General features: G+C 63.7%; 16 protein-coding genes. 14 read left to right on the top strand and 2 right to left on the bottom strand.

The window, feature by feature from the left end; all coding sequences use genetic code 11:
• Positions 1 to 52: 52 nt before the first annotated feature.
• Positions 53 to 1,477, top strand: a complete 1,425-nt coding sequence (gene gndA / locus EOD29_RS14535) for an NADP-dependent phosphogluconate dehydrogenase (RefSeq protein WP_127247061.1) — start codon at positions 53 to 55, stop codon at positions 1,475 to 1,477.
• A 117-nt stretch (positions 1,478 to 1,594) separates the two neighbouring features.
• Here the strand turns inward: gndA and EOD29_RS14530 are convergent, their stop codons facing one another.
• Positions 1,595 to 2,638 carry a LacI family transcriptional regulator gene (locus tag EOD29_RS14530; protein WP_127247060.1) on the bottom strand — a complete coding sequence of 348 codons (1,044 nt, stop codon included), beginning with the start codon at positions 2,636 to 2,638 and terminating at the stop codon, positions 1,595 to 1,597.
• A gap of 383 nt (positions 2,639 to 3,021) precedes the next feature.
• Here EOD29_RS14530 and EOD29_RS14525 point away from each other — a divergent pair, with 383 nt between their 5' ends.
• The 8 genes from EOD29_RS14525 (at position 3,022) to EOD29_RS14490 (ending at position 10,913) form a co-directional block, all read left to right on the top strand.
• Positions 3,022 to 4,260 carry an ABC transporter substrate-binding protein gene (locus EOD29_RS14525; protein ID WP_127247059.1) on the top strand — a complete coding sequence of 413 codons (1,239 nt, stop codon included), beginning with the start codon at positions 3,022 to 3,024 and terminating at the stop codon, positions 4,258 to 4,260.
• An 85-nt stretch (positions 4,261 to 4,345) separates the two neighbouring features.
• On the top strand, positions 4,346 to 5,239 hold the full coding sequence (locus EOD29_RS14520; RefSeq protein ID WP_067318934.1) for a sugar ABC transporter permease: 894 nt from the start codon (positions 4,346 to 4,348) through the stop codon (positions 5,237 to 5,239).
• Positions 5,232 to 6,176, top strand: a complete 945-nt coding sequence (locus tag EOD29_RS14515; RefSeq protein WP_127247058.1) for a carbohydrate ABC transporter permease — start codon at positions 5,232 to 5,234, stop codon at positions 6,174 to 6,176. The genes EOD29_RS14520 and EOD29_RS14515 overlap by 8 nt, the downstream gene beginning before the upstream one ends.
• On the top strand, positions 6,176 to 7,285 hold the full coding sequence (locus EOD29_RS14510; RefSeq protein WP_164763773.1) for an ABC transporter ATP-binding protein: 1,110 nt from the start codon (positions 6,176 to 6,178) through the stop codon (positions 7,283 to 7,285). The genes EOD29_RS14515 and EOD29_RS14510 overlap by 1 nt, the downstream gene beginning before the upstream one ends.
• A gap of 48 nt (positions 7,286 to 7,333) precedes the next feature.
• Complete coding sequence (locus EOD29_RS14505) at positions 7,334 to 8,080, top strand: sugar phosphate isomerase/epimerase (protein ID WP_067318931.1); 747 nt, start codon at positions 7,334 to 7,336, stop codon at positions 8,078 to 8,080.
• Between the two features lie 11 nt (positions 8,081 to 8,091).
• Entirely contained in the window at positions 8,092 to 9,234 is a 1,143-nt protein-coding gene (locus EOD29_RS14500) for a Gfo/Idh/MocA family oxidoreductase (RefSeq protein WP_127247057.1), read from the top strand.
• 106 nt (positions 9,235 to 9,340) lie between these two features.
• Positions 9,341 to 10,387, top strand: coding sequence for an L-glyceraldehyde 3-phosphate reductase (gene mgrA / locus EOD29_RS14495; RefSeq protein WP_067318927.1), 1,047 nt, complete (start codon positions 9,341 to 9,343; stop codon positions 10,385 to 10,387).
• Positions 10,388 to 10,508: 121 nt separating this feature from the next.
• Positions 10,509 to 10,913, top strand: a complete 405-nt coding sequence (locus EOD29_RS14490; RefSeq protein WP_059184736.1) for a Fur family transcriptional regulator — start codon at positions 10,509 to 10,511, stop codon at positions 10,911 to 10,913.
• A gap of 47 nt (positions 10,914 to 10,960) precedes the next feature.
• Here the strand turns inward: EOD29_RS14490 and polA are convergent, their stop codons facing one another.
• Positions 10,961 to 13,924 (bottom strand): DNA polymerase I, encoded by a 2,964-nt coding sequence (polA, locus tag EOD29_RS14485; RefSeq protein ID WP_164763767.1) that lies wholly within the window; start codon positions 13,922 to 13,924, stop codon positions 10,961 to 10,963.
• Between the two features lie 435 nt (positions 13,925 to 14,359).
• Between polA and EOD29_RS14480 the strand changes: the two genes are divergently transcribed.
• From EOD29_RS14480 to EOD29_RS14460, 5 genes are all read left to right on the top strand, one after another.
• On the top strand, positions 14,360 to 15,745 hold the full coding sequence (locus tag EOD29_RS14480; RefSeq protein ID WP_127240071.1) for a M20/M25/M40 family metallo-hydrolase: 1,386 nt from the start codon (positions 14,360 to 14,362) through the stop codon (positions 15,743 to 15,745).
• A gap of 140 nt (positions 15,746 to 15,885) precedes the next feature.
• Entirely contained in the window at positions 15,886 to 16,506 is a 621-nt protein-coding gene (locus tag EOD29_RS14475; RefSeq protein ID WP_095783543.1) for a ribonuclease D, read from the top strand.
• A 59-nt stretch (positions 16,507 to 16,565) separates the two neighbouring features.
• Positions 16,566 to 16,772 carry a hypothetical protein gene (locus EOD29_RS14470; protein ID WP_095778715.1) on the top strand — a complete coding sequence of 69 codons (207 nt, stop codon included), beginning with the start codon at positions 16,566 to 16,568 and terminating at the stop codon, positions 16,770 to 16,772.
• Positions 16,773 to 16,829: 57 nt separating this feature from the next.
• Complete coding sequence (locus EOD29_RS14465) at positions 16,830 to 16,976, top strand: hypothetical protein (protein WP_082980768.1); 147 nt, start codon at positions 16,830 to 16,832, stop codon at positions 16,974 to 16,976.
• A 117-nt stretch (positions 16,977 to 17,093) separates the two neighbouring features.
• On the top strand, positions 17,094 to 18,074 hold the full coding sequence (locus EOD29_RS14460) for a beta-propeller fold lactonase family protein (RefSeq protein WP_245475346.1): 981 nt from the start codon (positions 17,094 to 17,096) through the stop codon (positions 18,072 to 18,074).
• The last annotated feature ends 91 nt before the right edge of the window (positions 18,075 to 18,165 follow it).

The raw sequence follows: 18,165 nt of genomic DNA, 5'->3' as shown, positions 1-18,165 counted from the left end.
TCATCCGTCCAAAACGCGGCTTCAACAAAAGTTCGAAAGCAGGGAAGAAACGATGGAAAAAGCCGAAATCGGCCTGATCGGCCTTGGCACGATGGGCTCCAACCTGGCGCTCAACATCGCCGAGCACGGGCACCGCATCGCCGTCTTCAACCGCACGCCGTCGCGCACCGGCGCCTTCGTCGAAAACGCCGGTCCGCTGAAGGACATGGTTGTGCCCTGCTACAGCCTGGAGGAACTCGCCGCAGCGATCCGGCCGCCTCGGCCGATCATCATCATGGTGCTGGCCGGCAAGCCGGTCGACGAGCAGATCGCGGCGCTGCGCGGCGTGCTCTCCGACAACGACATCGTCATCGATGCCGGCAATGCCAATTTCCGCGACACGATGCGGCGCTTCTCCGAGCTGTCGGGCTCCGGCCTGACCTTCATCGGCATGGGCGTCTCGGGCGGCGAGGAGGGCGCGCGCCACGGGCCGTCAATCATGGTCGGGGGCACGGAAGACTCCTGGAAGCGCGTCGAGAGGGTGCTGACGGCGATTTCCGCCAAGTTCAAGGACGAGCCTTGCGCCGCCTGGCTCGGCACCGACGGCGCCGGACATTTCGTCAAGACCATCCACAACGGCATCGAATATGCCGACATGCAGATGATCGCCGAGATCTACGGCATACTGCGCGACGGTCTCGGCATGGAGCCGAAGGAGATCGGCAGGGTCTTCGACGGCTGGAACAAGGGCAGGCTCAACTCCTACCTGATCGAGATCACCGCCAAGGTTCTCGCAGCCGACGATCCCAAGACCGGCAGGCCGGTGGTCGACATCATCCTCGATCGCGCCGGCCAGAAGGGCACCGGCAAATGGTCGATCATCGAAGCGCAGCAGCTCGGCATTCCGGCGACGGCCATCGAGGCTGCCGTCGCGGCGCGCGTGCTGTCGTCGATCAAGGACGAACGGCAGGCGGCGGAAAAGGCCTACGGCAATATCGGCGTCGAGAAGATTTCCGGCGACAAGGCGGCGCTGCTGAAGGATCTCGAGCTGGCGCTGTTCGCCGGCAAGATCGCGGCTTACGCGCAAGGTTTTGCTGTGATGAGCGGCGCCTCAAAGGAATTCAACTGGAGCCTGCCGATGCCGACCATCGCCAACATATGGCGTGCCGGCTGCATCATCCGCTCGCAGATGCTGGACACAATGGCGGAGGCCTTCGGCTCAGGCGGCGCCTCGACCAATCTCCTGATGGCGCCGGCCTTCATCGCCATGATGAAGGAGGCGCATCCGTCGCTCAGGCGCATCGTCGCGCGGGCCTCCGAAGCCGGCTCGCCGGTGCCGGCGCTGTCCTCGGCGCTCGCCTATTTCGACAGCTATCGCCAGGGCCGCGGCACCTCGAACCTGATCCAGGCGCAGCGCGATTTCTTCGGCGCGCACGGCTTCGAGCGCATCGGCGAGCAGGGGGCGTTCCATGGGCCGTGGGGAAGCGGCGCCGCCTAGAGTCAGGTTAGGCCAGCGTGCAAAGGGCGGCTTCCTGCGCTCCCGGTCCTACTCAAGGACGCTTCCAGTTCTCGGAAGCCGCCGACTCGGCCTGACCTGACTCTCAACTCGCGCCAGTCAACCCCGATAGGGCAGGACCTCGCTCGGTTTGCTCAGCGATTGCAGTGAGCCAGGTTCCTTGCCGCCGATCCAGCCGAGCACAGCGCGGGCAAGCTCGGAGCCGGCGAGCCGGAAATTCTCGTTCACGACCAGCAGTTCGCGCCGGAACAAATGCAGCACTTCCGAGGACTGTTTCGACACCACGTCGACATCGCGGCCGAGTTTCAGGCCGGCGTCCTCGATGCCTGCAACAACGGCGAGCGTGGCGGCGGCGGCGCTGCTGACGATGCCGTCCGGACGGCTCTCGCGGCGCATGAGCTGCGCAGTTCGCATCCTGATCTGCTCGATCGTGTGGTCGATGGAGACGGTGTTGAACGGCACCTCGCTGGCGCCGACTTCGCTCAGCGCATCGGCAAAACCGTTCACCGTGTGGTCGTAATAGGTGAGGCCGACCGGCGGCGTCACCAGAGCCAGCCGGCGCCGGCCCATGCCGGCGAGATGGCGCACCGCCTCGCCGGCGAAAGCATAGTTGTCGAAGTCGTGATAGGGATGCACCAGCCCCATGTCGGTGCGGCCATGCGTGGCAAATGGGATGCCGCGTTCCAGCATATAGCGGGCGCGCGGGTCGTTGGGCTGCGTGCGTGAAATGATGACGCCGTCGGCGGAGCCCGTCTCCACCAGATAGCGCACCGGATCCAGCGGGTCCTGCGAGCGCGAATAGGGCGTGACGATCAGGTGATAGGGCGTGTCGGCGATCACCTCGGTGACGCCGTAGATGATGTCCGAGACGAAGCTCATCAGCTCGTGCTCAGTGTTGAGCACCAGGCTGATGACGTTGGTCTTGCCCGTCCTCAGCCTCACGCCGGCGCGGTTCGGGCGATAGCCGATCTGCTTGGCGACGAGCTGCACGCGCCGCCTGGTCTCGGCGCCGATCTCCGGGGCGTCCTTCAGCGCGCGCGAGACGGTGGTGACGCCGAGCCCGGTCATGAAGGCAAGCGTCTTCAGCGTCGGCCGTCCCTTAGCCGACGTGTCGTCGTCCTTCTCGGTTGCTCGTCTGTCCATTCGTCCCGCCCATCAGGCGCATAGCAGCCGCGAAGCCGGCCGGCAATCGCGCCCATCCATTTGCGCGGCTTTCAGTCCATGACACGGTGCAATATACTGAAACGTTACAGATTGCCAACGCCCGTGATCATCGGGCAGGTCGCACTCGTTGTGGTCAGCGCCACAGGGGTGGGCTGAAAGTTGCTGGAATCATAAGGAAATCTCGATTTACCTCTGCTTTTTGCATCAATTGGCCGCACCAGCGACTCTCCGACAGGCCCTTTGGAGAGGATTTTGTTCGTGCCCCGAAGAAATCTCATGCCGTTTCCATTCGAGGGGTTGCCTATAAGGGCCATTTGCCGTATCGAAAATCTGTAACGTTTCAGATTCTGGGAGGAACCGAAATGCGATACAAATTCCTGACCGCCGCGTTCGCCGCGACGGCCGCGCTGAACTTCGCCGGACCGGCGGCCGCGACCGATCTCGAAGTCACGCATTGGTGGACTTCGGGCGGCGAGGCGGCGGCAGTGGCCGAACTTGCCAAGGCGTTCGACGCGACCGGCAATCACTGGGTCGACGGCGCCATCGCCGGTTCCGGCGGCACAGCGCGGCCGATCATGATCAGCCGCATCACCGGCGGCGATCCGATGGGCGCCACCCAGTTCAACCACGGCCGGCAGGCGGAGGAGCTCGTCCAGGCCGGGCTGATGCGCGACCTCACCGATCTCGCAACCAAGGAAAAGTGGACGGAAATCGTGCGGCCGAAGAGCCTGCTCGACTCGTGCACCATCGGCGGCAAGATCTATTGCGTGCCGGTCAACATCCATTCCTGGCAGTGGCTATGGCTGTCGAACGAAGCCTTCCAGAAGGCCGGCGTGCCGATGCCGAAGGACTGGAATGAATTCGTGGCGGCTGCGCCGGCGCTGGAAAAAGCCGGCATCATCCCGCTCGCCGTCGGCGGGCAGCCCTGGCAGGCGTCCGGCGCCTTCGACGTGCTGCTTGCCGCCGTCGGCGGCACCGACGCCTTCCTCAAGGTCTACAGGGACAAGGACGCCAAATTCGCAGGCGGTCCCGAAATCGCCAAGGTGTTCAAGGCCGCCGACGACGCCCGTAAGATGGCCAAGAACACCAATGTGCAGGACTGGAACCAGGCGACCAATCTGGTTATCACCGGCAAGGCCGGCGGCCAGATCATGGGCGACTGGGCGCAGGGCGAGTTCCAGGTCGCCGGCAAGACCGCCGGCAAAGACTACACCTGCCTGCCCGGTCTCGGCCTGAACGACGTCATCGCCACGGGCGGCGACGCGTTCTACTTCCCGCTGCTCAAGGATGCCGACAAGGCCAAGGCTCAGGAAGTTCTGGCCGAGACGCTGCTCGACCCGAAGACCCAGGTCGCCTTCAATCTCAAGAAGGGCTCGCTTCCGGTGCGCGGCGACGTCGACCTCAACACGGCGAACGACTGCATGAAGAAGGGCCTCGCCATACTCGCGAAAGGCGCGGTGATCCCGTGGACCGACCAGCTCTTGTCGCAGGACAGCCAGAAGCAGAAGGAGGATCTGTTCTCCGAATTCTTCGCCAAGCCCGACATGACGCTCGAAGAGGCGCAGAAGCGCTTCGCCGACATCATCGCGTCGGCAGACTGATCAACGGCGCCCCCGCCAGCTCCCGGCCCCCGCCTATCCGGGGTCGGGAGCGTGATGCCCTCATTGTCCCAGCCCGGCTGCCGAGATGAGCAACAGCGAACGCCCCAACCAGCTTTTACGCAACCTCAACGCCAAGGTCGCATCGATCCCGATGATCCTGACCGCGCTGGTCGTCTTCGTCGGCGGCACGGCCTGGACGGTGCTCTATTCCTTCACCAATTCGAAGCTCTTGCCGCGGCTGAATTTCGTCGGCCTCGACCAATATTACCGGCTATGGGCGACGCCGCGCTGGCTGGTGTCGATCGAGAACCTTTTGATCTACGGCGTGATCTCGCTGGTGTTCTCGCTGGTGATCGGCTTCATCCTCGCGGCATTGCTCGATCAGAAGATCCGCTTCGAGGACACGTTCCGCACGATCTTCCTCTACCCTTTCGCCCTTTCTTTCATCGTCACCGGGCTGGTCTGGCAGTGGCTGCTCAATCCCGATTTCGGCATCCAGCGCGTCGTGCGAGACCTCGGCTGGACGAGCTTCAGCTTCGATCCGCTCTACAATTCCAGCATCGTCATCTACGGCATTTCGATCGCGGCGCTCTGGCAAGGCACGGGACTGATCATGTGCCTGATGCTCGCCGGCCTGCGCGGCATCGACGAGGACATCTGGAAGGCCGCACGGGTTGACGGCATACCGATGTGGAAGACCTATGTCTTCATCATCATTCCGATGATGCGGCCGGTCTTTATCACCACCTTGGTGATCATCGCCGCCGGCATCGTCAAGGTCTACGACCTTGTGGTGGCGCAGACCAGCGGCGGTCCGGGCATCGCTTCCGAAGTGCCGGCGAAATACGTCTACGACTACATGTTCTTCGCCCAGAATCTCGGCCAGGGCTTTGCCGCCTCGACCATGATGCTGCTCTCGGTGGTGATCGTCATCGTGCCATGGGCCTATCTCGAATTCGGAGGCAAGAAGCATGGCTGAAGCTGCTGCCTCCGTCTCCGGTGACGCTCTTCGGCGCGAAGCCGCGTCGCGCGATGTATCGGGGCCGAGCGGAACGAAGCCGCGGCACGTGCTCTCGCGCCGCAACATCTTCCTCTACGGCACGCTGATCGTCGTGGCGCTCTATTACCTGCTGCCCCTCTACGTGATGATCGTCACATCGCTGAAGGGCATGCCGGAAATCCGCCTCGGCAACATCTTCTCGCCGCCGCTGGAGATCACCTTCGAGCCTTGGGTCAAGGCGTGGTCGCAGGCCTGCACCGGGCTCAATTGCGACGGGCTGTCGCGCGGCTTCTGGAACTCGGTGCGCATCACCGTGCCGTCGGTGCTGCTGTCGATCGCGATCGCTTCGGTCAACGGCTATGCCTTGGCCAACTGGCGCTTCAAGGGCGCCGACACCTTCTTCATCATCCTGATCGTCGGCGCCTTCATTCCCTATCAGGTGATGATCTACCCGATCGTCATCATCCTGCGCGAGATCGGCATCTACGGCACGCTGACCGGCCTCGTGATCGTGCATTCGATCTTCGGCATGCCGATCCTGACGCTCCTGTTCCGCAACTATTTCACGTCCATGCCGGAGGAACTGTTCCGCGCGGCGCGCGTCGACGGCGCCGGTTTCTGGGGCATCTACCTGCGCATCATGCTGCCGATGTCGCTGCCGATCTTCGTCGTCGCCATCATCCTGCAGGTGACCGGCATATGGAACGACTTCCTGTTCGGCGTCGTCTACACCCGCCCCGACACCTATCCGATGACGGTGCAGCTCAACAACATCGTCAACTCGGTACAGGGCGTGAAGGAGTACAACGTCAACATGGCCGCGACCATCCTGACCGGCCTTGTGCCGCTCATCGTCTACTTCGTTTCCGGCAAGCTCTTCGTGCGCGGCATCGCCGCCGGCGCGGTGAAAGGATGATGATGGCAGCAGCGATCGCCAATCCCAGCGTTTCGATCCAGGACCTGTCGCTGAATTTCGGCGTCATGTCGGTGCTGAAGACGCTCAATCTCGACGTCGCCGAGGGCGAGTTCATCGTGCTGCTCGGGCCATCCGGCTGCGGCAAGTCGACCTTGCTCAACTGCATCGCCGGCCTGCTCGACATCTCCGAGGGCCGCATCTTCATCAAGGGCAAGAATGTTACCTGGGAGGAGCCGAAGGATCGCGGCATCGGCATGGTGTTCCAGTCCTACGCCCTCTACCCGCAGATGACGGTGGAGAAGAACCTTTCCTTCGGCCTGCGCGTCGCCGGCGTGCCCAAGGACGAGATCGCCAAACGCATCGCGCGCGCGGCGGAGATCCTGCAGATCGAGCCGCTGTTGCAGAGGAAGCCGTCGGCGCTTTCCGGAGGCCAGCGGCAGCGCGTGGCGATCGGGCGGGCACTGGTGCGCGACGTCGACGTCTTCCTGTTCGACGAGCCGCTCTCCAACCTCGACGCCAAGCTGCGGTCGGAATTGCGCGTCGAGATCAAGCTTTTGCACCGCAGGCTGCAGAACACGATGATCTACGTCACCCACGACCAGATCGAGGCGATGACGCTGGCCGACCGTATCGCGGTGATGAAGGGCGGCGTCATCCAGCAGCTCGATACGCCCCAGACGATCTACAATCGCCCGGTCAACCGCTTCGTCGCCGGCTTCCTCGGCTCGCCGGCGATGAATTTTATCAAGGGGCACCTGGAAGCAAGCGACGCGCCGGTGTTCAAGGCCGACGGTGTTTCGGTGCCGCTCGGCCGTTATCAGTTCGACAACGAAGGCGGGCGCGCCGCCAAGCCCTGCGTGTTCGGCATCCGACCGGAGCATATCGCTTTTGGCGAAGCGGCGAGGGCCATGCCGTTCACCGCCGAGTCAACTGTCGAGATTGTCGATCCGATGGGCTCCGACACGCTGGTGTGGACGAAGCTCGGCGGCCAGATCCTCTCCTTCCGCGTCGAAGCCGACAAGACGCTGCGCAACGGCGATGCGATACGCATCGGCTTCGATCCGGCGCGCGCCTCGCTGTTCGACGCCGAGACCGACAGCAGGCTCTAACCTCCCAGACCACAACCTCCCGGAACCATCAACAGAACGGACAGACAGATGAACTGGTCATTCCAACTTTACAGTGCCCGCAACTTCCAGCCATGGGACGGCGTGCTGAAAATGCTCGGCGAACTGGGCTACAAAGAAGTCGAAGGTTTCGGCGGCGTCTATGACGATCCCAAGGCTTTCCGTGCCGAGCTCGATAAGAACGGGCTCGCCATGCCGACCGGGCATTTCTCGATCGATGCGCTGGAGAAGGATTTCGACGGCGTGCGCAGAATTGCCGATGCGCTCGGCATCTCGCTGCTCATCTGCCCCTACCTCATGCCCGATGCGCGGCCGGGCGATGCCGCCGGCTGGCGCGGCTTCGGCGAGCGACTCGCCAAGGTGGGCGACACCGCGAAGAAGGCCGGCTACGGCTTTGCCTGGCACAACCATGATTTCGAGTTCAAGCCGCTCGCCGACGGCTCGCTGCCGCAGGACCACATCCTGTCGGCTGCGCCCGACATCGGCTGGGAGATGGACGTTGCCTGGGTGGTGCGCGGCGGCGCCGATCCGCTGCCCTGGATCGAAAGGCACGGCAAGCGCATCAGTGCCGTCCACGTCAAAGACATGGCGAAGCCGGGGGAGGGGCTGGACGAGGACGGCTGGTCGGATGTCGGTCACGGCACCATCGACTGGGCGGGCCTGATCAAGGCGCTGCGCGCGAAAAGCGCGACGAAGTACTTCGTCATGGAGCAGGACAACCCCAACGACATCGAGCGCTTCGCCCGTCGCTCGATCGAATCCGTCAAGAATTACTAGGACATACCATCATGGCAAACAAACTTGGCGTAGGCGTCGTCGGCTGCGGCAACATCTCGAAGGCGTATTTCTCGCTGGCGCCGCTCTTCCGCGGCATCGAGATGCGCGCCTGCGCGGACATCAACATGGACGCGGCGAAGATGCGGGCGAAGGAGTTCAAGCTCCGCGCCGAGACGGTCAACGACCTTCTCAAAGATGACGACGTCGACATCGTCGTCAACCTCACCATTCCGGCCGTGCACTATGACGTGTCGAAGGCGGTGCTCGACGCCGGCAAGCACGTCTATTCGGAAAAGCCCTTCGTGCTGTCGGTCAAGGAAGGGCTGGATCTGAAGAAGCGTGCGGAGAAGAAGGGACTGCGCATCGGCTCGGCGCCCGACACGTTCTTCGGCGGCGCGCATCAGCTGGCGCGCGATCTGATCGACAGCGGCAAGCTTGGCAAGATCACCAGCGGCACCTGCCATGTGATGGGCCATGGCATGGAACACTGGCACCCCAATCCCGACTTCTTCTTCCAGCCGGGCGCCGGTCCGGTGCTCGACATCGGCCCGTACTATGTCACCAACCTGATCCAGCTGATCGGGCCGGTGAAGCAGGTCGCGGCTTTCGCGGCGACGCCGGCCAAGGAGCGCACCATCAGCTCCAAACCGCGCGCGGGCGAAAAAATCCCGGTCAACACGCCGACCACCATCCATGCGCTGCTGGAATTCGCGAATGGCGCGGTGGTGACGCTCAACACCTCGTGGGACGTCTGGAGCCACGGCCATGCGCCGATGGAGCTCTACGGCGAGGCGGGCACCGTCTTCGTGCCGGACCCGAATTTCTTCGGCGGCGAAGTCCGCTTCACCGATGCGACCAAGCCGGTGAAGAAGCTTCCCAAGTGGGATCATCCGTTCGGCGTGCCCAATGAGATGCACAGCCAAGGCATGATGGCCAACTACCGCACGGCAGGTCTTGCCGATATGGCGATCGCGATCGGCGAAGGGCGGCCGCACCGCTGCTCGATGGAGCTGGCGCTGCATGCCGTCGATGTCATGACCGGCGTCCTGCGCTCCGGCGAAAGCGGCAAGTTCGTCGCCATGCAGACGACCTGCGAGCGGCCGGCGGCGCTCGGCATCAAGGAAGCGAAGGCGCTGCTGGCGAAGAAAAAGTAGGTGGCAACCCCTCTCCCCGTTTCGGCGGGGAGAGGGTAAAGGTGCGGGGCGAGCATCGATTCAAGTCACTTAGCGGCGATCCCGGCCGCCTTCCCAAGGATTCCCTATGCCCTATGTCGCCGCCGAGAATCGCTACGAGAAGATGATCTACAACCGGTGCGGTCGGTCCGGCCTCAAGCTGCCGGCCATCTCGCTCGGGCTGTGGCACAATTTCGGCAATGACACGCCGCACAAGACCAAGCAGGCGATCGTGCGCAGAGCCTTCGACCTCGGCATCACGCATTTCGATCTCGCTAACAATTACGGCCCGCCGCCCGGCTCGGCCGAGACCGCCTTTGGCGAGATCCTGCGCACCGATTTCGCCGCCTATCGTGACGAGCTGATCATCTCGACCAAGGCCGGCTACGAGATGTGGGCCGGCCCCTACGGCGAATGGGGCAGCCGCAAATATGTGCTGGCGAGCCTCGACCAGAGCCTCACGCGGATGGGGCTCGATTACGTCGATATCTTCTATTCCCACCGTTTCGATCCCGAGACGCCGCTGGAAGAAACGATGAGCGCGCTCGACCAAGCGGTGCGCTCGGGCAAGGCGCTCTATGCCGGCATCTCCTCCTACAATTCGCAGCGCACCCGCGAGGCGGCCGACATCCTGCGGCGGCTCGGCACGCCCTGCCTGATCCACCAGCCGAGCTATTCCATGCTCAACCGCTGGGTCGAGGAAGACGGGCTGCTCGATACGCTGGAAGGGCTCGGCATCGGCTCGATCGTGTTCTCGCCGCTGGCGCAGGGCATGCTGACCGATAAATATCTCGGCGGCATCCCGGAAGGCAGCCGCGCATCCCAGGGCAAGTCGCTGCGTCCGGCCTTCATCAACGATAAGTCGGTCACCAACATCAAGGCATTGAATGCCATCGCCGGCCGGCGCGGCCAGACGCTGGCGCAGATGGCGCTGGCCTGGGTGCTGCGCAAGGGACGCGTGACGACGGCGCTGATCGGCGCCAGCCGGCCGGAACAGGTCGAGGATTGCGTCGGCGCTCTCAAGGCGCTCGACTTCAGCGACGCCGAGCTTGCCGAGATCGACACCTATGCGCGCGAGGCCGACATCAATCTTTGGGCGGCATCCGCCGAGCGCAAGGGACCGCCGCGCAAGTAGCCCGCGCCGGGCCGCCAGCTGCGGAAACAGTGGCAAAGATGCGCGTTCGTCGCTATCTCATGGACCAAAGGCCGTTCGCGTGCGCAGTCGGCACGCGAACGACGCGACGACCGGAGACAAGATGACGGCAAGGGATGCGCTGACCAAGAACCAGCTGTGCGTGCTTGAGAAGCTCGAAGCCGCCAGCGGGCCGCTGAGCGCTTATATGCTGCTCGACCAACTGCGCGAGCGCGGGTTCCGGGCGCCGCTGCAGGTCTACCGCGCGCTGGACACGCTGGTGAAGTCGGGCTTCGTGCACCGGCTCGAAAGCTTGAACTCCTTCGTCGCCTGCGCCGAGCCGCACGACCACAGTCATTCGATGACCGCATTCGCCATCTGCGACAGCTGCGGCCAGGTAACCGAGATGTCCGACCATGATGTCGACCACCGGCTGGACGAATGGGTGCGCTCGACCGGCTTCGCCGCCAAGAAGGCGGTGATCGAGTTTCGCGGGGTTTGCGCGAAGTGTAGAGCTGAGGCGGCTTAGCCCCTCGAGTCCTCATCCTCCGGTCAAGCCCGAGGATGACGAAGGTATCAGTGCGCCTCGTCCCAGTTGTCGGCGGCCCGCGCATCGACATGCAGCGGCACCGACATCGAGACCGCCGGCATCGGCGCGTTCTCCATCACGCGGCGCACCACCGGAATTGTCGCTTCGACTTCCGCTTCCACCGTCTCGAAGATCAGCTCGTCATGCACCTGCAAGAGCATGCGGGCCGACAGCTTCGCCTTCTCCAGCGCCTCTTCCATGTGCACCATGGCGCGGCGGATGATGTCGGCCGCAGTGCCCTGGAGCCTCGCATTGATCGAAGCGCGTTCGTTGAAGGCGCGAACCGACGGGTTGGAGGACCTTATCTCCGGATAGTGGATGCGGCGGCCGAAGATCGTTTCGACGAAGCCGTATTCGCGCGCATAGGCCTTGGTTTCCTCGATATAGTCGCGGATGCCCGGGAAGCGCTCGAAATAGCGCTTGATGTAGGCGCTCGCCTCCTCGCGCGGGATCGACAGCTGGTTCGCCAGACCGAAGGCCGAGATGCCGTAGATGATGCCGAAATTGATCGCCTTGGCACGCCGCCGCACTTCCGAAGGCATGCCTGCGACCGGCACGTTGAACATTTCGGACGCGGTGATGGCGTGGATATCGGCGCCGTCCGCAAAAGCCCGCTTGAGCTGCGGGATTTCGGCGACATGGGCCAGCACGCGCAATTCAATCTGGCTGTAGTCGGCCGAGACCAGCTTGTGGCCCTTTTCGGCGATGAAGGCGGTCCTGATCTTGCGGCCTTCGGCGGTGCGCACCGGGATGTTCTGCAGGTTGGGATCGGAGGATGACAGACGACCGGTCGTCGTCGCGGCCAGCGCATAGGAAGTGTGGACGCGGTTGGTGCCGGCATTGATGAAGCCGGGCAAGGCGTCGGTATAGGTCGATTTCAGCTTGGTGAGCTGGCGCCAGTCGACGATCTTGCGCGGCAGCTCGTGGCCTTCGGCGGCGAGGTCTTCCAGCAGCTGCGCCGAGGTCGACCACTGGCCGGTCTTGGTCTTGGAGCCGCCCGGCAGCCCCATCTTGCCGAACAATATGTCGCCGAGCTGCTTCGGCGAGCCGATGTTGATGCGCTCGCCGACGATGCCATAGATCTCTTCCTCGGCGCGGGCGGCGCCTTGCGCCAGCTCACCCGACAGTCTGGAGAGAATCTGGCGATCGACCGAAATGCCGCGCTGCTCCATGCGGGCGAGCACGGGCACAAGCGGCCGCTCCAGCCTTTCATAGACGGAGACGAGACCCTTGGCGGCGAGCCGCGGCTTCAGCAATTGCCACAGCCGCAGCGCCAGATCGGCCTGCTCGCCGGCATAGGCGGTCGCCCGCTCGATGTCGACCTGGTCGAAGCCGACCGCGCCCTTGCCCGAGCCGGCAAGCTCCTTCTTCGTGCCTGGCGCATGGCCGAGCCACTTCTCCGACAGCGAGGCGAGGTCATGCCCGCCGGATGTGCCGGCGTCGAGCACGTAGGAGATCAGCATCGTGTCGTCGAACGGGCCGACCTCGATACCATGCCGGCTCATCACGACAATGTCGTATTTCATGTCCTGGACGATCTTGAGGACCGACCCGTCCTCGAGCAGGGGCTTGAGCAGAGCCAGCGCGTCGCGGACCGGGACCTGGTCCGCCAGCATGCCGCCGCCAAGCAGGTCGCCATTGCCGCTCGTGTGGGCGAGCGGCACGTAGGCGGCGCGGCCCGGCGCGATCGCCATGGACAGGCCGATCAAGTCGGCCTGCATCGGATCGGACGAAGAGGTCTCGGCGTCGAAGGCAAGGATGCCGGCTTCCCTCGCTTCGGTGATCCAGGCCTTCAGCGCGGCCGTATCGCGAATGGCGACATAGGCCGCGGGATCGATCTTGCGCGCCGTCGCCTGCTCCAGCCGCAGCGCGGAGAGCAGGGAAGGCGTATCGCCCTGCGGTGGGGCATCCTGGGGCCTGACCGGTGCTGCAGGCTTCGCGGCGCCGTTCGGCGTCGCCGCCGGTCTTGAGGCTGTCGGCGTGCCGGCGCCGACATCGGGACCATGTGCGGTGTCGGCGCGCTCGATGGTGACACTGGAAGCCTGGACGTCGCCGATCTCGGTTGCAGTCGCTTCCGCGACGCGGCGTGTCAGCGTGGTGAACTCCATCGTCTTCAGGAAGCCGATCAGCTTCGGCCCGTCCGGGGCATGCAGCACAAGGTCGTCCAGCCCCTCCTTGAGCGGCACGTCGTTCTTCAACGTCACCAGCTCGCGCGAGATGCGCGCCTTGTCGGCATTGGCGATGATCGATTCGCGCCGCTTTTCCTGCTTGATCTCGCCGGCGCGCGCCAGCAGGCCGTCAAGGTCTCCGAACTGCTCCAGAAGTTGCGCCGCGGTCTTCGGGCCGATGCCGGGCACGCCGGGCACGTTGTCGACGGAGTCGCCGGTCAGCGCCTGCAGGTCGATCATCTTTTCCGGTGGCACGCCCCATTTCTCGATCACCTCGGGAATGCCGATCTGGCGATCCTTCATCGGGTCGTACATGCCGACCGTCGGGCCGACCAATTGCATCAGGTCCTTGTCGGAGGAGATGATGGTGGTGTCGGCGCCGACCTCGCAGGCTAGGCGGCAATAGGTGGCGATGATGTCGTCAGCCTCGAAGCCTTCCATCTCGATGCAGGGCAGGTTGAAGGCCACGGTCGCCTGGCGGATCAGGCCGAATTGCGGGATCAGGTCTTCCGGCGGCGCCGAGCGGTTGGCCTTGTATTCGGGATAAAGATCGCTGCGAAAGGTCTTCGCCGAATAGTCGAAGATGACGGCAAAATGGGTCGGCACGATGCCCACGTTCGTGTTGCGGGCGTCCTGCATCAGCTTCCATACCATGTTGCAGAAGCCGAGCACGGCGCTGGTGGGCAGGCCGTCGGATTTGCGGTTGAGCGGCGGCAGCGCGTGGTAGGCGCGGAAAATGTAGCCGGAGCCGTCGACAAGAAAGAGATGATCGCCTTTTTTCATGCCGGCAGGGATAGCGCGGCCAAGCTTCGCGGTCCATGCCAAAGGCTGCGCAAACGGCCGGTTCCGGCAACACCCCTGACAGACAGGTCTCTGACAAAATTCAGCCGCTCACGGGCATGTTACAAAAGTGTAATCTTCGTGCCCTTGAATCGCCATTTTCACAGACCCAAATAGCTGTCATCGGCAATTTTCGCCGAAGTCCGGAGTAAGGCCCGTCCCCCGCCTATCCCGGGCAACTGCGGCAGCCTATCCCCCCTCTCCGGGCTGCCGCAACGTTTCGAGTAAAGACCGCCGTGGTTCCCCCTCCACCACGGCGGTTCTTTTTTGTCTCCTAGCCCGCGTGTTACCGACGCCGGAACGCGTGGTCCAACGATCGCGGCTTTGCGTTTTCTGCTCGCCCCTTTAGGGTCGGGCCAGAATCGAAAGGCTGAAGAAATGTCCAGACTCTCCCCCGTCCTTGACCGTCTCGACCAGAACCTCGATCAGAGCCTGGAGCGGCTTTTCGGCTTGCTTGGTATCAAGTCGATCTCCACCGACCCGGCCTTTGCCGCCGATTGCCGCAAGGGCGCCGAATGGCTGGCGGCCGAGCTCAAGCTGATCGGCTTCGACGCCAGCGTGCGCGACACGCCCGGCCACCCGATGGTGGTGGCGCATCACGAAGGACCGGCCGGCGCGCCGCATGTGCTGTTCTACGGCCACTACGACGTGCAGCCGGTCGATCCGATCGAGTTGTGGGAAACGGATCCATTCGCGCCGTCGATCAAGGAGGTCCAGCCCGGACGCAAGGTGATCGCCGGGCGCGGCTCGGCGGACGACAAGGGTCAGCTGATGACCTTCGTCGAGGCCTGCCGCGCCTGGAGGCAGGTGCACGGCAATCTGCCCTGCCGCGTCACGATCCTGTTCGAGGGCGAGGAAGAGTCCGGCTCGCCGTCGCTCAAGCCTTTCCTCGAGGCCAACGCCGCCGAGCTGAAAGCGGATTTCGCGCTGGTCTGCGACACCAGCATGTGGAACCGTGAGACGCCGTCGATCTGCGTGTCGCTACGCGGCATGGTCGGCGAGGAAGTCACCGTCAAGGCAGCCAGCCGCGACCTGCATTCAGGCCTCTATGGCGGCCCGGCCGCCAATCCGATCCGGATCCTGACCAAAATTCTCGCCGACATCCATGATCAAGACGGCCGTGTCATCATCCCGGGCTTCTATGACGGCGTCGAGGAGACGCCCTCGCAGGTGCTGAAATCCTGGGAGGGGCTCGGCGAGACCGCCGAGACCTTCCTCGGACCGGTCGGGCTTTCCATTCCCGCCGGCGAAAAGGGCCGCTCCGTGCTCGAACTCACCTGGGCGCGGCCAACGGCCGAGTTCAACGGCATCATCGGCGGCTATACCGGCAAGGGCTTCAAGACGGTGATCGCGGCGGAAGCATCGGCGAAAGTGTCGTTCCGGCTCGTCCACAAGCAGGATCCGAAAAAAATCCGCGCCGCCTTCCAGGCTTTCGTGCGCGATCGGATTCCCGGCGACTGCTCCGTCGAATTCCATCCGCATGGCGGCTCGCCGGCGATCCAGCTTTCCTACGACTCGCCGTTCCTGGCCAAGGCCAAGGATGCGCTCTCCGACGAATGGGAAAAGCAGGCCGTCACCACCGGCGGCGGCGGCTCCATCCCCGTAGTCGGCGATTTCCAGACCTATCTCGGCATGGAATCGCTGCTGGTCGGCTTCGGCCTCGATGACGACCGCATCCATTCGCCCAACGAGAAGTACGAGCTCACCTCCTTCCACAAGGGGCAGCGTTCCTGGGCGCGCATTCTCGATGCTCTGACACGCTGAGGTGAACCCGCGGCGACCGCGAAAATCAACTTTCTGTTGATTTTTTTCCGGATCGCGGCAAGGACGGGCGTGATAGCGCAATGCGCGGCGCCTTCGCGTCCAAAAACGGGTGCGCCGCTGGCCGCGATCCGGAGAAGAGAATGACCGACATCCGTTTCCACAAGAACGATCTGCCGGACCTTTCCCGCTACAATGTCGGTGCGGTCGCCATCGACACGGAAACGCTGGGCTTGAACCCGCATCGTGACCGGCTCTGCGTGGTTCAGATCTCGCCCGGCGACGGCAGCGCCGACGTCATCCAGATCGCGCCGGGCCAGAAGGAGGCGCCCAACCTTGTCAGCCTTCTCAGGAACGACGCCGTGGTGAAGCTGTTTCACTACGGCCGTTTCGACATTGCCGTCCTTTATCACGCTTTCGGCGTCATGGCCGAACCGGTTTTCTGCACAAAGATCGCCTCGCGGCTGACCCGTACCTACACCGACCGCCACGGGCTGAAGGATATATGCAACGAACTGCTCGGTATCGGCCTCTCCAAGGCGCAGCAATCGTCGGACTGGGCGGCGGAAACACTGTCGCCCGAGCAGCTCGAATATGCCGCCTCCGACGTGCTTTACCTGCACCGGCTGCGCGAGGTGCTGGCCGCACGGCTTGCGCGCGAGGGTCGCACTAAGGAGGCCGAAGCCTGCTTCCGCTTCCTGCCGACGCGCGCCAAGCTCGATCTGATGGGCTGGGCGGAAGAGGATATCTTCGCGCATAGCTGACGACGCGTCGAGCGACGTTCCTGCCGGTCCATTGTCGGCGTGAGATGGGGAGGGATTGAATGGCAGAGCGCAAACCGATAGCGAGCGCGCCGAAGGACGGCTCGCAGGTCACGATCCTGTGGAACGACGAGCACGGCGTGGTCAACGAATCCGTCGGGCAATACCGCGACGGCGGCTGGTGGGTCTACACCGACAGCAACACCCAGAAAAAAGTCGAGCCGACCAGTTGGCGGCCTGCATCGGCCAATGATGACAGCGACCAGTGAGCGACCGCCGCAGGGCCTCGAAGCAGGCGCGAGACTCGGCAGCAAGAAGGGGGCGAGATGAGACAGAACATGCTCTACCTCATCATCGGCGCGTTGGTCGTCGTGGTCATCGCGCTTGGCATCTACATCTACCGCGAGCAGACCAGGCCGAAGGGCGTGGAGCTCAAGATCGACGACAAGGGCATTTCGATCCAGCAGAATTGATCTCACCACGTCCGCATCTCGCGAACTTGACCGGTCGGCTCCTGATAGCACCTATTGCATTCGGGTCCGCTCGCTGGGGCGGTGGTGTTTTTTGATATGATTCCCCGGATCGATTTCGTGGCCACCGGTGCCGTGAACGATGCGCTCGCCGCGATCGGGCGGACCGAGGACCTGCGCTTTTCGCCCGACAATCACTTGCTTGCCGTCGCCGGATATGGACGCAGGCGATGTCTGATGCTGCGCATCGACATAGAGCCGACGGCCGGTGCAGCGAGGATCGTTATCCGCGATTTCGTGGAGCTCAGATCGGAAAGCATGGGCGAGGTGCATGGCCTCGATTTCATCGACAACAGGACTTTTGTGGTCGCCAATCGCGATGGGCTGGTTGCGGTCTTCGCCCTGCCGCAAGGCGATCCGGCCGGACAAGGGCACGAAATCTCGCCACTTCGCGTGATCAAAGGCAGCCGATTTTGCAGATTGAGAACGCCCGGCTCAGTCGCCGTCAGGCGTGAGTCGCATGGCCGGCTCAGCCTGCTGGTCTGTAACAACTACACGCATCGGGTGACCCGCCATGTGGTTCACCGGCGATGGGGATACCGCGCCCTGTGGAATCAGGTTCTCCTGGAGCAGGGCCTCGACATCCCGGACGGCATCGCGCTCAGCCATGACGGGCGGTGGGTCGCCGTCAGCAGCCACGGCACCAACGACGTGAAGATCTACGACATGTCGGCGCCGCTTGGCCCTGAAACCCGACCCGCCGGTGTCCTGGAAAATGCCAACTACCCGCATGGCCTGCGCTTCACGCAGGACGGCAGCCACATTCTTGTTGCCGACGCCGGCAGCCCGATGGTTCACGTCTATGCAAGCGACGAAGGCTGGAAGGGGCGCCGCACGCCGTCGCGTTCGGTCGCCGTGCTCGACGACGAAAGCTTTCTGCGCGGCAGGGCCAGCGTCGAGGAGGGTGGGCCGAAGGGCCTGGACATAGACAAGTCGAACAGCGTCGTGGCGGTGACTTGTCAGGAACAGCCGCTGGCTTTCTACGGCCTGTCGTCGATCGTCGGTCGAAAGGCGGCGGAGCCCGAGTTCCGCGTTCTTTGACGTCCAGGATAAGCCTGTGATTTCGGCTCCATATTCTGGCGACGGCATGAAGAATGACAGGGGCCGCGCGCAGCTCCATCAAATCTTGGCG

Origin of the sequence: Mesorhizobium sp. M1A.T.Ca.IN.004.03.1.1, assembly GCF_003997555.1 — a bacterium.
Classification (GTDB): Bacteria; Pseudomonadota; Alphaproteobacteria; order Rhizobiales; family Rhizobiaceae; genus Mesorhizobium.
The sequence above is the reverse complement of the archived record's forward strand: the minus strand, read 5'-3'. Positions and strand labels throughout refer to the sequence as shown.